This is a genomic window from Burkholderia sp. ZZQ-2 (assembly GCF_050768715.1).
GTDB lineage: Bacteria > Pseudomonadota > Gammaproteobacteria > Burkholderiales > Burkholderiaceae > Burkholderia > Burkholderia cepacia.
Genome location: NZ_LDVA01000260.1, coordinates 45291 through 59756, shown reverse-complemented (window position 1 = coordinate 59756; position 14466 = coordinate 45291). Strand labels below are relative to the sequence as shown.

Genomic DNA, 14466 nt, shown 5'->3' with positions numbered 1-14466 from the left:
GCAATCGAACAGCACCCGGGGCGAGGACATGGGACACGCCCGAGACACATAGAAGACGGAACTCCAGCGGAATGTTGCGTAGCGGGGCCCGGCTCTTGCAGTCCCCGAAGGGGACGTCTGGTTCGGAAAGACATCGTGATGCGTCTTGCATTGCGCAAGCGTTTCGCCTGCCCCGCTTGCCAAACCGCTTGATCGGAGGGGTGGTCCGACAGCCGTTGGCAAGGCAGTCGAAATTATATGGGCGTTTTTAAATCGTCTGTCAAAAATGCCGGTCTACCGAGGGAAAACACGTAGAGAGGTTGTGACAGTCGGTAGCAATGACGGCGCAACCTCGGGGCGCTGGGGCGGGGGCTGGGAGTGCAATCTGGTTGCTATTGGCGGAGGTTTTTCGGCGCTGTGCCTTGTCGGGATTGGGATCGGGTGATAGGCGATTTTTCGTAGGGTGTGGTGGGGCCGTAAAGGGTCGCATCGTCGTTCTTCAATCGACTGATGATTGGTTTGGTGAGCACCATTGCAGTGCGTTGGGTGGAGACGCTCAAGCCTTCTATTTGCCGACGGTTTTCGTTAATTGGAAAGGTAATTGTTAATGATGTGAAATAATACGAATTCGCCTCTGCAATCCAGCCAGCCTTCCTGCGAGACGCGTCCACCGCGCCTCGCAGTCGCTTCAGGGCCACTTCAACGCCCGCCCGTCGCCCAGCCGCCAGCCAGTGATCTGCCGTCTTTTTCATTGCACATCACCTGATTGGGATCGCTCATGAATCATCCGTTTCGCCTTTCCTCCGCCGCCGCGATCGCGTGCGCGCTTTCTGTTTCTACCGCCCATGCGTCCGGCCGCGATACGCTGACCGATCGGTCGGCCGGTGCCAATGTCTTTCGTTCCGAGCGGCGCGCTGCCATTCGCGATGATGGACATACGGCACGCATGAACCGCCGCCGCTCGCAGTACGCCGCACCCGTGGAGCGCAGTCCGTTCGATACGCCGGATACGCGTCCGTTGCGTGTAACGGGCGATGCGCTTGTGGCACCGCCGCCTTCGTCGGAACACGAACCCGATTTGGTATTGCCCGCGAATCGGGTCGCGCTCGGGGCGGGTGGCAGCGATAGTTTTGGTCGCGCGGTGCCTGGATACGAGCAGCGTGAACAGAACTGGAATGAATACCTGCGGGCGAATAGCTCACGGCCGGCGGGGAGTGGCGGATCGTATGCGGCGCAGCGGCCGTACGACGCGCCGCGCGGGCCGCATGGTGCGCCGAATCCGTTCGATCCGTCCGTGCCGCAGCCGGAGACGCGGACGTTCTATGACAATGGAGCGGGGACGCATTGCACGGCTACCGGCGGGGCGGGGACGTCGCGGTCGTCTTGCAATATTGCCTGGTGATGCGTCGGAGCGGGTGGTAGCCGCAGCCCTGCCCAGCGCGCTGCGCGAGTTCGCGCAGCGCGGCCGCATCCTGCGGCGTTGCCTTTTATAACTGCGTGATGATCAGGCTGCCGGGGTCGATCAGGAACTGTGCCTTGCGGCCCGGTACGAAACACGCATCGGTGACCAGCCACATTCCACCAATCTTCATGTACGGAAAGAACTTTTCCGGCCTGGGTTCCATCCTTTTCGGGGAACCCCACATTTGACGGATTCGGCTACAAAATACACAAATGCACTGTTCGTTAGATAGTTCCCGCTTGAGCCGTCGAACTGCGCTGCAGCATCTGGCCCGGCAAAAAAGCGGGTTTCCGGTTCTTCGCTTACAACTCCAGTCTCGGGGTTGACCAAGTATGTTTTCTGTGAAAATTTCTTGAATATTTTCCAGACTGCTTTAACAAAAGCATCCATGACTGGCTCAGCGTTAGGATCATAGGATGCCGTCAACCTTCCGTCACGTAGAGATTGAGGGGCATAACCAGCTTCTCTTGATCGAAGAACCTGAATCATTCCAGGTCCGACATTTCCCCCCCATTTAACTACCGCCTCCCGGGTGAGGAGCAACAAACTCTCGTGTGTACCGCTAGACAGTGCAAATCGCTCCGTCAAGGATCACGGCATTTGAGAATGGGTGTCCATGACATTCCGCCATGCTGTCATGAGCAGCCGGAACCGGGGAACTCCAAAGAAATGAGTCGATAAACTTGATACTTGGTATATGTGCCTTCAACAGACCCGAGAACACCACTTCATCGACATCAGTCATGAATATCTGCAACGTCGGCATCTTGGTGGTCAAAACACCATCCTTCTTTCAACGGCAGTGACGGCAGGCAGCATTGTCTATTGTATTCAAGTATCCAGGTTGCAAGAGCCCCCTTAAAAACCATGAATCGCACTCGAATCCTGTTGAGTGATTCAATTAGCGTTCACCCGATCCCACTGAAACTTCCACTCACCAACCCATTGTATGCACCACGCCTGTACGCGCCATGCTAATGTCGAGTCGATGTTCGCATCATCGGAAAGCGCAATTATTCGACAACTTCAACATCTTGATTTAATTTCCGGTAAATACCGATAGCCTCCGATCCGATATTTGAAATTGAACGAATTCCACACGGCTCGAATCTCTCACACACTTCATTATTCTCATCAACATAGCGCCTCCTCAGCCTATCATAAAAGCAGTGATTCTGGAAAATATCCATATCTGAATCATCAAGGCGCCTTACGTTCTCAAAGCCCCCCTTTTCCCGCCAATCCATTGCCGAGACAAGCGCGGGAGGTGCGATCATATTATCCTTATTCAGTATAAATTGCGATTTTTTAGAATCCGAAATTTCATTGTAGAGATAGATTATACAAAGCCGTTCCACACCATACTTGAAATCATCCTTCACAACGAGGCCAGGTATGAATCCGACTCCCTTTATATGCATAACAAATAGATCCCCCCTCTCTGGATTCGACTTCCTCCCACCCTCCAGGAGATTTAGCACCTCCTCCATTTTCACCTTTCTCATTCGAACAGATTCCCTCAACCGTTATCTTTCACCATGACGAACCAGCGGCGAACGCCGTGAACATGCAAAATTCTCAAATCGTGACGCGATCACCGATTTCCAGCCACCCTCGACTAGATCAACGATCTCCTGAACAGAATTTCGCTCAGCGAGGGGCAGTAATACAATTCAAGGATACCCACATGCTCAGAGAGGCGCCCATCGATTGATTGACCAGCATAAGTAATGCTTATTCGGCCAGGCTCTTAAAGACCGTACGCGGGTACCCAGGAGCATCGAGCGGCATTCCCGACCGTCTCCACGGGTCAATCCACGAGAACGGATTGGGACGCATGTTAATAAAAGTTGTACCCACCGGCGAGCCCGATAGGGTCCGGATCGATGAATCGCCCGATGTCCGGGTCGTAAAACCGGAAAACGGGAGCCACATTTACGGTGCCCGTGCGACCCACTCTTCCTTTACTGCGTTGCCCCATATTTTATAGCGCGTCTTCCAGATCAGTTCCCCGTCAGGGTCAGTCAATTCTTCCGGCAACCCCAAGCGCCGTAACGGAAATAGTAGACAATGCATCTTGCATCAACTTAGTTCGCAGCCGCCACGCCCCAGTCAATGGGCGCAATCATCATATAACATTCGAGTTAGAAAATCGTTAAGAATGGCGAAAATTATTTCACACCCAACAATCAAACCATAAATTCATAATCTTCTCGACAACATTTAATTTAATCGACAAACCACTTTACACCCCATTCCAATCAACCTTACCCTTTAAAAGGCACTCCAATTGATTTACCAAAATCCAGAATCTCAGATTGTAATTTCCAACGGACTTCGGCATCTCCACACCTTCTCCGCCCAGATAAATTTCATCATCCTCCGGATCTTTAAGGAAATCTCACGCGACGTAGAAAAATCCTACCTCTTCTGGAGTGCCTCTCCACGAATCAATATCTGCATAAATCACCTCTTTCCCGGAAGCGATGGAATGCACCCAATCAACTCAATGAGATAATTATAAACTTGCACAATCTCACTCACATTGAGCACTTACAATAGTCATCGCTCTGCGTTTTCCTCTCGCCGCATCCTTCGCATGATAATCGTGACGCCTTCAATTGTGACCCACCGAGGCAACTGGGAACAGTAGATCACACTCACAATCCATCAATTTATATCAAACGCAATTTATTCAAATAAAGATCAGAATTATCTTTATACCTATCACCCTTACCCTTCATACCCTCAAAAAACTCAACTGCAAGCCGCCTCATTTCAGAGACAAACTCTGATCGCTCCACAACCACCTTCACAGTTTCATGAACGGTCACAGCAACAACCACTTTACTTCCCTGAATACCGAAACTTATCTCGACAGGTTGATCCGGAAAGTAAGTTTTAAACCCCTCCCCCCTAGCAACGCATATTACGCCCTCCGCCAAATACGCCCACAATTGATCTACATAATCCCACATTTCCTTATTAATAATCTCAACCCCATTTATAGAAAGCTCAATAGCACCCTCAATGTAGTCAGGATCTGGGATTTTTCCATTGAAATCGTAAAAATTCACAAATTTCTTCTTGATTTTGAGATAAGTATTTGCAACTATCATTCCATATACTCTTTATAGAATTGACCAACCCTTCCGTTATTCAAACCGAGCACATAATCGGCACCGTCATATGTACCCTTTATCTGATACATGCCCTGAGCACCCTTCGCTTCTAGCAAGCCGCTATTTTGCTTCATGACACTACCAATAGCATCACTGACATCATCAATAGACATCTTCGAATCGAAGAAACTTTGCTTAGCCTTAACCGATCCATCCCAATACTCTGGATGATGACGCTCCAGTATGTGTTTCATTCCGCTCTTCTCCAACTTGAAAGTCTCGGAGCCAAAACGGAAATTACGGCTTCTGAAATCTTTCAAATCGTTGACGACTTTCTGCGGACGCGCGGCCTTTGTGGGTCCACATGACAATCCCCAAGGATCGATCCACGAGATGGGATTCGGTGCGTATTGATAGAGATTGGTCCCGCCGACCAATCCAATCGGGTCTGGACTAATGAACCGTCCAATATCGGGATCGTAATACCGAAACAGGTTGTAGTGCAGCCCTGTCTCCCGGTCCAGATACTCCCCCTGGAAACGCAGGTTCTGTGGCCTTGGTACATGAACTGGCGTCGGCGTCGCTTCCTGCATCGCCCCCCATGCCGGTATGAGGCGCTGCGGCTCCCTCGCAACCCACTCCTCCTGCACCGCGTTGCCCCAAACCTTGTAGCGGGCCTGCCAGACCAGATCTCCACCTGCGTCGGTTAACTCCTCCGGCAGCCCCGAAACATCGTTGTGGAAATAATAGACCGCATCCCTCGAATCGGCATCGTTAGCCGCAGCCCTCCCCTGATCGATCCGCGCAAGCGGCACATAGCTATTAGCCTCATACAAATACGTCAGCGCTTCCTCGCCCTGGCGGTCGTGATACGTCTCCTGCACGAGCCGCATGCCGTCCCACAGGAAATCCGTACTCGCATAGCTGCCATTGAGCTTGCGGATCCGTCGACCAAACGCATCGTATTCGAAATGTGTCGTCGCGATGCCAAGCCGGTCCTTCGTCACGACGGTCTTGAGCTGGTTCCAGTCGTCGTATTCAAGAACCAGCTCTTTAGCAGGCCCATGACCACTCACCTTGCGAACCAGCCGACCATAAACGTCATACTCGAAGCGCTTGTCCTCGAACATCTTGAGCCGGTTGTGCTCGACGTAGCCACCCGGGTGATCGCTCGACACCAGGTTGGCCGCCGCATCCCAGCGAAACACCTCCGACGGCAATCCCGGCCCCGCCGCCTGCTCAATACGACCAGTCGGGTCATACCGATAGTTCGTCGTGCCATAACGCTGATCGCGCTTCTGGATCACATCGCCCGCTGCATCGTATTGCCACTGCTTCGCAAGCAGATCATCGGCCGCATGACCACGCTGCGCAGCGTGCCGCGCGCGACGGCCTACCGCGTCATATCCGAAATGACTGGTCAGCTTGCCCTGCGTTCTCAGCACCTCGCGATGCAGATCATCGCGTTCCATGTCGGCGACCGCAGCACCGTCAACGCGAATCTGGTGCACATGTCCCGACCCGTAATGCAGCCAGTCGATCGTGCGCTCGCCGGAGATCGTGGTGCTGACGCGATTGCCGAGTTCATCGTAGGTATGCGCGAGCCAGCCGGTCGGCGTGTATTCCTCGACGACCTCACCGCGAGCGTCGTATTTCAAGCTGACCCGATTCTTCAGCGACGGGCCGCGAGCAGCCAGCGTGTACAACTCGGCGGATGTGATTCGGCTCGCCTTGTCGTACAGATATTCACACCGCTCATGCGCAGCTTGCTTCGCCGTCAGTCGACCGATCGCGTCGCGCTCGTATCGCGTCTCAATCTGTCCATCCCGGACACTCGTGCCTTGGCCGCACACGTCATATTCATACGTACGCTTGTGACCATCCAGTCCGATCTGTGCAGAAACCAGATCGCGACGGTCATACTGGAAGCGATACGTCTCACGATTCTCGTTGGTCAAACTCGCGAGCCGGAACGCATCGTCGTACCCGAATCGCACGACACGATCAGCCGCATCCGTGCGTGCTATCAGCAATCCGCGCGGATTGAGTTCATAACGCGTGCTGCGCTGATTCGCATCAACGACCTCGACGAGCCGCCCGGCCGCATCGTATCGAAACATCTGGCGCGCGCCGTCAGCCGTTCCGATCCCCGTGACACGTCCCATCGCATCCGTTTCATAGACGGTGGACTGGCCCATCGCGTCGGTCACGCGCGCAAGCGTACCCCGCGCATCGTATGCAAACCGCGTGACCTTGCCGGAACAATCCGTGTACGAGGTCAACTGTGCGCGGCCGTTCCATTCGAGGAACTTGTAACCGCCCCGCGCATCGCGGATCGTGTGTACCAATCCGCGTTCATCCCGGTGATACTCGGTCGCAAAGCCCGCCGGATCGCGCGTCATCGTCAGGTTGCCGCGATCGTCGTAGCGGTAGATCCAGCGCGAGTTGGCCGGATCGGTTTCCGCGACGGGCAGGTCGTAGTGTCCATTCCACTCGGTGCGCTCAACCTGACCGAGTGCGTCTATGCGCTGCGTCTGCCGCCCGCGCTCGTCATATTCGAAGCGGGTCGTGTTCCCTGCCGGATCAGTCGTACTGACCAACTGCCGCTTCGCGTTCCACTCCAACCGCCACACATGGCCTTCGGCATCCGTATGACTCGTCGGCTGCTGATCCTCGTTCCACGTCCACTGCGTCACGCGGCCGATCTGGTCGGTAATCGTCACCGTGCGCCCGGCGAGGTCCGCATTGAACGTGTACGCTTCGCCGTCGTTGGTCCAGTGGCGCACGACACGCGCATCGCGCCCAACACCCTCCCACGCATAGAAACACTGCAAGCCACCGCGCAACGTGTGCTGAACCATCAGTCCACGCTCGTACGCGAAACGTCGCGCGATATAGCCGCTGCGATCGGTAACGGCAACCAGCTCGCCCGCATCGTTGTACGCGTAACGCACCAGCGTGTCGGGTTGCTCACCATCCACGCCACGGGCCAACTCGATCGCGGCGATGCGTCGAGCGTGCGACTTGTCGTAGGTGAACGCCAATACACGCCCAGCGCTGTCATGCAGTCGTGCCGGCCGCACGACCTCACCGGCCGCTTCCTGCTCCACCTCGATCCAGTTACCGTTGCGATCCTCGAGACGCCACAGCTTGAGCGTTTCGTTACCCGCATCACTCCGGGCACGACCGAAATCGCGATACACACCATCGACCGTCTCGACCACATAGTGGCCACCCGCGGTGCAGATCAGGTAAATGCCTTCCGGCACGCTGAAGTGGCTCTCACCCGGCGACACAGCCGGGAACACGATATCGCGCCCCTGCTCGTCCCAGTAAGTGATCGACTCAACCTCGCCATGCGCACGCGCGAGCCGCAGTTCGACGCTGATCGGCACGCTCCATCCCGCCCCGAACAGGCTGTCGGCACGATCATCGAGGCTGCTATAGAAACGCTGCCACACGATCGGCAACGGCCCGGGCAGTACGAAGTCTGTATCGTCCGTGCCGTCGAGAACCTTGCTGCCGGTAATGACGTTGACCGGATGCCCTGCCGACGGCCTCGCCAGGCTACCCAGCCAGGTACCGAACGCACCCGCCGCAAAATTCACCGCAAGACACGGCACCTTGCTCTTCAGGAACTGCCCCCAGCTCATCTTCCCGCGCCCGCAAACCGCGAGCGCAATACCCAGCGCCGCCCCCAGCCATCCGAGCCGGGTTGCCGACTTCACGTCCCTCACCCGCTGCGTGCCGCCGCCGATGAAAACGTTGTCCGAACCTTCGGCAATCGTCCCGTCGCAAGTGGTCTTGTCGCCGACCCGCGCGGCCGGTTGATCGTTGATGTAAACACTCCCCGACCCATCGGCAATCATCTGCGGCCCAGGATGATCGGTACACGCAACGGTATCGAGATCGCCCGGCTTCGCCGCCCGCGCCGCCTTCTTATTGTTGACGTAAACGTTCCCCGATCCGCTCGCGATCTTGCCCTTGATCTCGGGCGGCACCATCGAATTGGCCAGCGCCTTCGCGCCGTCGTCGATGGCCTCGTTCATCCCGCTCGCTTCCATCAGCGCGCCCGAGCCAACGGCCACGCCGACGCCGATCGCGATGACGAGCGGCGTCGCCAGCCCGGCCGTGCCGATCTCGAGCGCGGCGAGGCCGGCGAATATCAGCCCCTCCATCGCCTCCGCCACCAATGCGCCGACGATGGCGCCGCCGACTACCGATCCGACCGTACCGACCAGTTCACCCAGAAACGACGTGTGCTGGATCGGATCTTCGAAGCGAGCGGCCGCGAAGTTTTCCGCGCTCACGACGCGTCACCCGGCCCGAGCAGGGTCGGTCGCGCCGCGCGCGGCTGGAAACTGGCCAGCATGCGGTCGGCGATCGCCTGCTGCTCGTCGGTCAGCGGTGCCGCGCTGGTCAACGTCATCACCAGCACGCGGCCGGCGTCGTCCGACGGAAACATGGTCTGCACCTGATGCCAGAGCCGGCCGTCCCGTTCGTGCGTGGAGTCGATCTGGACGCCCGCACGACCCGCCACCGTCACGGGCCGGCGTGCTTTCTCGGTCAGCATCCTGGCATCGCGCGACGCCACTTCCCATTCGCGCGCGACGAACGCGTCGAGATTCTCCCCGTCACGCAAGCGCCCGCGAGCGATCACGAGATTGAGGCCGCCGGGGCCGGCGTTCATCATCAGGATGTTGACCGTGCGATCAAGCGCCGCGTCCGGCAGTTCGAAGGTGCCTTCATGAATTGCGTAGTGCATGGCTGGTTTCGTTCGTTTTATTTGTTGAGATCGATGCGCTTGCCGTTGACCATCACGCCGTCGTCGGTCATCAGGATCACGGAGCCCTTGTGTTCGAGGCGAATGCCTTCCGGCGCGAGCGAGATCGAGCTGTCCATCACCTTCAGCAGGATGCCTCGCTCGGCCATGTAAACCTGCGTGCCGCCGCCCCCGTCCTTGGCCGGCGTCGTCACCTCGACGGTGGTCGCGGTCGTGCTGCGCTTCTCGGCGATCGTCTCGGTCAGGTTGCCCTGCGGAATCTGCTTCTCTTCGCTGCCGGTGGCCACCAGCACGGTACGCATCGGCCCCAGCACCTTGTGCGTCTCGTTGTTCTCGACGACGGTGTTCATGTCCTTCTGCGCGTGCATGAAGAATTCCTGCATGCCGTTCGTGTCGGTCATGCGGATCTCGTTCGACCCCTGCCCCTTGTGCGTCTGGCTCTTGATCCCCATCGTCTGGCCCGCCGCACCGTGATACGGGTTGCCTTGCTCGCCGTTGAACACGCGACCGACGATCACCGGGTTGTCCGGATCGCCCTGGTTGAACGCGACGAGCACCTCCTGCTTGATCCGCGGAATCGCGGCCGCGCCCCAGCCGTCGCCGGCCCACGGTTGCGACACGCGCACCCACATCGAATCGGAGCCGTCCTTCTTGCCGCGCCGGTCCCACGGAAAATGCACCTTCACCGCGCTGCCGTTGGTGTAGATTTCCTCGCCCTTCGGCCCGACGACGATCGCCGACTGCGTGCCGTGAATCACCGGCTTCGGCGTGCCGCGCGGCGCGCGATACGGCACCTTCTTCGGCAGCAGCGCGAAGCTGTTGCGGTACGGCAGCTTCGCGCTGTGCTGCGTGTAGTCGTTCACCGCCTCGTGACGCACGTGCAGGATCACGTATTCCTGGTTGTTCTCGAGCACCGGATGATTCGCCACGGTGACCGCGCCCGCCGTGGTCATGCGCCACGCGTAGCCGCCGCCGGTATAGCGGTGGGCCTGTGCCTCCTCGGCCTCCATCGCGAAGCGGGCGTAACGGTTGCCGTCATCGCCGTGGTCGTACAGCGACTGGTGCTCGAACCGCTCGGTCGCGTCGAGCCGCGCATGCTTGAGGTTCTGCGGCCCGGCCTCCACTAGCATCAGCGGCGACGACGGGTTCTGGTGGTTGAAGTCGCGGAACGTGACCTTGCCGACGCCGAAGCGCCGGCCTTCGTGCAACTGGTCGATCCCGCTGTCCTCGCTCGCCTCGGTCGCCGCGAACGGCACCGTGGCGAGCCCGTCGATCGGGCGGAACAGCAGGTTCGAATCGCCGATCACCAGGAAGTGCTTGTCCTTCTCGTAGCGGTGCGTCCAGACGAGCCCCTCCTGCTCCATCAGCCGCGCGCAGAAGTTGTAGTAGCTCTCCTGGTACATCACGACATACTCGAGCGGCTTCTGGCTCGTCCGGATATCGAACACGAAGTCGGAAAACCCGTGCTCCTGGAAAATCTCGGTGAGGATGTCCTGCGCGGTCTTGTTCTGGAAGATCCGGCAGTCGGTCGAGCGCGTCAGGAACCAGAACCACGGCACCGCCGTCAGGTGATACTGCGTGACGTTCCCGGGGTTGCCCGCGCGGTCGAACGGCGCCACGTAGCCGTCGAAGTAGCGGTCGTTGTCGCCGGTACCCGATGCGACGACGCGCTCGAGCGTCGACAGGCGCGCCTGCTGGTCGAACCGGATCTTGACCTGCTGGCCGATCAGGTCTTCCGGGCGCAGGTCGTGGCGATGGGACAGCAGGTCGAGGTGGATCTCGGGCAACCGGTTCACGTGCTCGTCGACGACGGCGGCGCTGACCAGCAGCACATCCGGGCCGAGCGGCGTATCGAGCGTCACGTAGCGGTTGAGCTGGGTCAGGCGCGCGGGGTTGGCGGCGCCGTTGATCGCCTCGGCGATCGCGCCGGGCGTCTTGTCCATCAGCGAGAAGCCGGTCTGCGCGAGTTGCATCGCGCGCTGGACGGTGTCGACGTGCCCGGCCAGCCCCGCGAGCGGCCCGAGGCTGCCGGCGACACTCGACGCAACCGGGCCGGCCAGGCCGCCGAGCGCGCTCAACGAGCCCAGCCCGCCGCCGCCCAAACCATTGGGAATACCCCCGTTCGGAGCGAAACTCATTCTTGTTCCTTGCGTATGATCTCAGGTTCCGTAGGCCGGCTGGCCGGCCCGAAGCCCCGATAATGTAGGACAAATTCCGACAGCGCGGAAGCCACTCGCAAACGTTTACGCTCGCGCCCCGAAAATCGGGAAACCAGGCTGGCAGCGGGATTCCGGGGCAGGATCGCCCTCGGCGCACCCATGGCGAGGAAGTATTCAAGGAGCCGGCGGGGGCGATTTCGTCCGGGCAGGTGAAAACCCGGCTCGAATGCGTCGAGCAGCGCCATCCGGTCGTCGAAGACTGCTTCACCCGGTAATGCGCCACGTCAGCATGTCAGGGGCATGACGATCGGCTGCTCGCGGGGAGCGAACACCCGGCATTCCGCGGCACGCGCCGCGTCGCCCCGCCGAAACGAAGCCTCAGCGCGGCGAAACCACGATCGCCGCCCGCCGGTTCTGCGCGCGGCCCGCCGGTGTCCGGTTGTCGCCCACCGGGTCGAGCTTCCCTTTCCCGACGACCGCGATGCGCTTCGGGTCCAGCCCGAGATCGACAAGCTCGATCGCCACCACCTCGGCGCGCCGACGCGACAACTCGACGTCGTAGTCGTCCACGCCCTCTTCGTCCGTATAACCGTAGACCCGCACCCCGTTGATCCCGGCCGAATGGAGCGTGCGCCCGATCCGCTCGACGATCCGCCGCACATCGGGCTTGAGGTTGTAGCGATCGAAATCGAACAGGATCGGCCCGGTCGAGCCGAATTCGAAACCCTGCTGGGTTTCCTGGAAACCGGCCGACTTGAGCGCCGTGACCTGCGTCTGCGTCAACCCGCGATGAAGCGGCGGCGTCTTGCAGCCGCCCAGCGCCATGCACAGCAGCAGCGCGCCCCAGACGCACGCACGCCCGATGCCCACAGGAAACGAGTGGTTCATTTCGCATCCCCTTCGAGTGCGCCCGCGCCGGGCGCGCTTGTTGTCATCCGCGGCTGCGGCCTCGCCCGCAGCGCGAAGCAATCGATCAAACCGGTCCCGCGACACCTTCGGCCAGCTGCCACGAGCCTGGCCGGGCGCGCTTGGCCCGGTACATCGCTGCATCCGCTGCGCGCAGCAAACCGCTCGCGTCCGATGCGTGGTCGGGATACAGCGCTACGCCGGCACTCATCATGGTGGCCACCATGCGGCCGTCGGACAGCTCGATCGACGGCGCCATGCCGGACAATATCTCGTCGGCGATCCGGCACACGCTGCCCGCTTCGGGCACGCCCGCCAGCATCACCGCAAATTCGTCGCCGCCGAGGCGGGCGACCAGATCGGTCTCGCGCACCTGCGTGCGCAGCCGCGACGCGACGCCGATCAGCACCGCGTCGCCGGCATCGTGACCGAGACAATCGTTGATCTCCTTGAAGCGGTCGCAGTCGAGATACAGGATCGCGACTCGCTGGCCCGTTGCATTCGCATCGCCGAGCGCGCGCGCCAGGCGCGACTCGAACTGCACGCGATTGGGCAGCCCGGTGAGCGCATCGTGCGTCGCCTTGTGTTCGAGCGACGCGTTTTCGTCGCGCAGCGTGTTCTGCCAGTCTTCGAATTCGTCGAGCAGCGCATTGAAGTCGTCGCCGAGCTCGTTCAGTTCCGCGATCGCCGCCGGCTCGACGCGCCGCGCGAATGCCCGTTCGCGCCGCACCGCGTGCGCGACGCCGGCGAGCGCACGCAGCGGTGCGACGATGTTGCGCAGCAGGCGTTTCGAGCTCACATACGCGCCGAACACGCTGACGGCCAGGCAACCGAGAATGCCGCCGATGCCACCGAGCAGGAAACCGAAGAACTGGTGCCCGCGGCCGCGCACGACGACCTGCCCGACGACGATGCCGTCATGCACGACCGGCACCGCCACGGGCCCGGGCAGCGCGACGTCGGCCACGATGCGCTCGAGCCGCGCGATCCCGTTGCCGGCCGGCAACTGCCACGTCGCGAACGGCTGGCCGTTGCTGTCGGTGACGACGACCTGCGCGACGTCTTCCTCGCTCGCGATCATCCCGATCGCCTCGTTCGCCGCGACGCGATCACCGAACACGAGCGCCGCCTCGACCGTATAACCGAGCGAGCGGGCCAGCAGGTTCAGGTTGTTGCCGGCATACGCACGCAACGCGATCACGGCGACCACGATCAACGACACGGCCGCCATCGCGACGGCGACGAACGCGAGGCGCAGGTGCGCGCGGCGCAGCACGCTTTGCAGCGTGGGGCGCGGCATGCGCGAAGGGGGCAGGTGGAGCAAGGGCCGCATCATGGCGCCCCCGGCCGTCGTGCGAGATTCAGCACGTTCGGATGCACGCGCACGCCGCTGCGCGCCACCGCATCGAGATTGATGTCGAACGACACGCGATCGCCGTCGACATTGAGACAGAACATGCCGCCCGCGGTGCAGGACGGATCGTGCTCCGCGATCGTCAGGACCGGATGGCCGGCCAGCGCGCTTCTGACGCGCGTTCTCTCGTCGTTGTTCAAGGTGCCGAGATACACGACGTCGCACGCGATGCCGAGCGACGGATCGTCGAAGCGGACGTGCTGCACGTCGAGCAGCGTCGAGCCGGCCTGCAGCGTATCGGTCAGGCCGCGCGCGTAGTCAGGGCGGCCGGTGACGCACAGGTGCAGACGAACGGGCATGGTCGGCCAGCGCGTGAAGCTGACGATGCCGAGCACGACCTGACGCACGGCGGAGTCGTGTGACAAAACGGCGTGATCGGGTGTCGCCGCGGAATCGGCAGGGCTTGCGGCGGCGGCGATGTGCATGGTGTCGGACGGACCGTCCGCGTCGGCGGGAACCCCCGCGAGCACGGCCGGCGCCGCCCCCAGAACGCAAACGATTGCGAGAAGTGCGTGGCGCAGTGAAGCGGTACGGCCGGGCCGGCCCGTCTTCCGCGCGGCGATCGCCGCCGCGCACGTTGGCGTCGTTGCCGTCGCAAAACCGGCAGCCGCCGCGCACACTTTCGCATCCATGATGGCAAC

General features: G+C 60.3%; 14 protein-coding genes. 1 reads left to right on the top strand and 13 read right to left on the bottom strand.

The annotated features are described in order from the left end of the window. Positions 1-371 precede the first annotated feature (371 nt). The gene (locus tag ABY44_RS18465; RefSeq protein WP_431641553.1) at positions 372-731 is read right to left on the bottom strand and encodes a hypothetical protein; all 360 of its coding nucleotides are present in this window, start codon (positions 729-731) and stop codon (positions 372-374) included. Positions 732-757: 26 nt separating this feature from the next. On the opposite strand from ABY44_RS18465, the gene ABY44_RS18460 reads away from it, so the two are divergent. Next, entirely contained in the window at positions 758-1381 is a 624-nt protein-coding gene (locus tag ABY44_RS18460) for a hypothetical protein (RefSeq protein WP_081072856.1), read from the top strand. Between the two features lie 186 nt (positions 1382-1567). Here ABY44_RS18460 and ABY44_RS18455 read toward each other — a convergent pair whose 3' ends face one another. The 12 genes from ABY44_RS18455 to ABY44_RS18400 form a co-directional block, all read right to left on the bottom strand. Then, positions 1568-1930 carry a hypothetical protein gene (locus ABY44_RS18455; RefSeq protein WP_431641551.1) on the bottom strand — a complete coding sequence of 121 codons (363 nt, stop codon included), beginning with the start codon at positions 1928-1930 and terminating at the stop codon, positions 1568-1570. Positions 1931-2454: 524 nt separating this feature from the next. Continuing rightward, entirely contained in the window at positions 2455-2946 is a 492-nt protein-coding gene (locus ABY44_RS18450) for a hypothetical protein (RefSeq protein ID WP_155637962.1), read from the bottom strand. 335 nt (positions 2947-3281) lie between these two features. Further along, entirely contained in the window at positions 3282-3422 is a 141-nt protein-coding gene (locus ABY44_RS18445; protein WP_119336944.1) for an RHS repeat-associated core domain-containing protein, read from the bottom strand. After that, entirely contained in the window at positions 3377-3517 is a 141-nt protein-coding gene (locus ABY44_RS18440; RefSeq protein ID WP_081072857.1) for an RHS domain-containing protein, read from the bottom strand. The genes ABY44_RS18445 and ABY44_RS18440 overlap by 46 nt, the downstream gene beginning before the upstream one ends. Positions 3518-4116: 599 nt before the next feature. Next, positions 4117-4560, bottom strand: a complete 444-nt coding sequence (locus ABY44_RS18435; RefSeq protein WP_155637963.1) for a hypothetical protein — start codon at positions 4558-4560, stop codon at positions 4117-4119. Next, positions 4557-8873, bottom strand: a complete 4317-nt coding sequence (locus tag ABY44_RS18430) for an RHS repeat-associated core domain-containing protein (protein ID WP_230948919.1) — start codon at positions 8871-8873, stop codon at positions 4557-4559. Before ABY44_RS18430 ends, ABY44_RS18435 begins: the two co-directional genes overlap by 4 nt. Beyond that, positions 8870-9328 carry a DcrB-related protein gene (locus ABY44_RS18425; RefSeq protein WP_059497124.1) on the bottom strand — a complete coding sequence of 153 codons (459 nt, stop codon included), beginning with the start codon at positions 9326-9328 and terminating at the stop codon, positions 8870-8872. The genes ABY44_RS18430 and ABY44_RS18425 overlap by 4 nt, the downstream gene beginning before the upstream one ends. Before the next feature lie 17 nt (positions 9329-9345). Further along, positions 9346-11484: a type VI secretion system Vgr family protein gene (locus ABY44_RS18420; RefSeq protein ID WP_431641548.1), complete on the bottom strand. Its 2139-nt coding sequence runs from the start codon at positions 11482-11484 to the stop codon at positions 9346-9348. Continuing rightward, positions 11481-11750, bottom strand: a complete 270-nt coding sequence (locus ABY44_RS18415; protein ID WP_124535164.1) for a hypothetical protein — start codon at positions 11748-11750, stop codon at positions 11481-11483. Before ABY44_RS18415 ends, ABY44_RS18420 begins: the two co-directional genes overlap by 4 nt. A 133-nt stretch (positions 11751-11883) precedes the next feature. Next, positions 11884-12393 (bottom strand): OmpA family protein, encoded by a 510-nt coding sequence (locus ABY44_RS18410; protein WP_060173673.1) that lies wholly within the window; start codon positions 12391-12393, stop codon positions 11884-11886. Positions 12394-12478: 85 nt separating this feature from the next. Continuing rightward, a complete protein-coding gene (locus ABY44_RS18405; protein ID WP_226186953.1) occupies positions 12479-13711 on the bottom strand; it encodes a diguanylate cyclase domain-containing protein in 1233 nt (410 codons plus the stop codon). Between the two features lie 32 nt (positions 13712-13743). After that, entirely contained in the window at positions 13744-14457 is a 714-nt protein-coding gene (locus ABY44_RS18400; protein WP_059698373.1) for a YfiR family protein, read from the bottom strand. Positions 14458-14466: the final 9 nt, after the last annotated feature.

Bases quoted from the DNA above. Each gene is read 5' to 3' on its own strand.
- ABY44_RS18445 (WP_119336944.1), bottom strand. From the start codon at position 3,422: ATGGGGCAACGCAGTAAAGGAAGAGTGGGTCGCACGGGCACCGTAAAT.
- ABY44_RS18415 (WP_124535164.1), bottom strand. From the start codon at position 11,750: ATGGCGCTGCTCGACGCATTCGAGCCGGGTTTTCACCTGCCCGGACGA.
- ABY44_RS18405 (WP_226186953.1), bottom strand. From the start codon at position 13,711: ATGCCGCGCCCCACGCTGCAAAGCGTGCTGCGCCGCGCGCACCTGCGC.
- ABY44_RS18450 (WP_155637962.1), bottom strand. From the start codon at position 2,946: ATGAGAAAGGTGAAAATGGAGGAGGTGCTAAATCTCCTGGAGGGTGGG.
- ABY44_RS18440 (WP_081072857.1), bottom strand. From the start codon at position 3,517: ATGCATTGTCTACTATTTCCGTTACGGCGCTTGGGGTTGCCGGAAGAA.
- ABY44_RS18460 (WP_081072856.1), top strand. From the start codon at position 758: ATGAATCATCCGTTTCGCCTTTCCTCCGCCGCCGCGATCGCGTGCGCG.
- ABY44_RS18465 (WP_431641553.1), bottom strand. From the start codon at position 731: ATGAAAAAGACGGCAGATCACTGGCTGGCGGCTGGGCGACGGGCGGGC.
- ABY44_RS18400 (WP_059698373.1), bottom strand. From the start codon at position 14,457: ATGGATGCGAAAGTGTGCGCGGCGGCTGCCGGTTTTGCGACGGCAACG.
- ABY44_RS18420 (WP_431641548.1), bottom strand. From the start codon at position 11,484: ATGAGTTTCGCTCCGAACGGGGGTATTCCCAATGGTTTGGGCGGCGGC.
- ABY44_RS18410 (WP_060173673.1), bottom strand. From the start codon at position 12,393: ATGAACCACTCGTTTCCTGTGGGCATCGGGCGTGCGTGCGTCTGGGGC.
- ABY44_RS18435 (WP_155637963.1), bottom strand. From the start codon at position 4,560: ATGATAGTTGCAAATACTTATCTCAAAATCAAGAAGAAATTTGTGAAT.
- ABY44_RS18455 (WP_431641551.1), bottom strand. From the start codon at position 1,930: ATGATTCAGGTTCTTCGATCAAGAGAAGCTGGTTATGCCCCTCAATCT.
- ABY44_RS18425 (WP_059497124.1), bottom strand. From the start codon at position 9,328: ATGCACTACGCAATTCATGAAGGCACCTTCGAACTGCCGGACGCGGCG.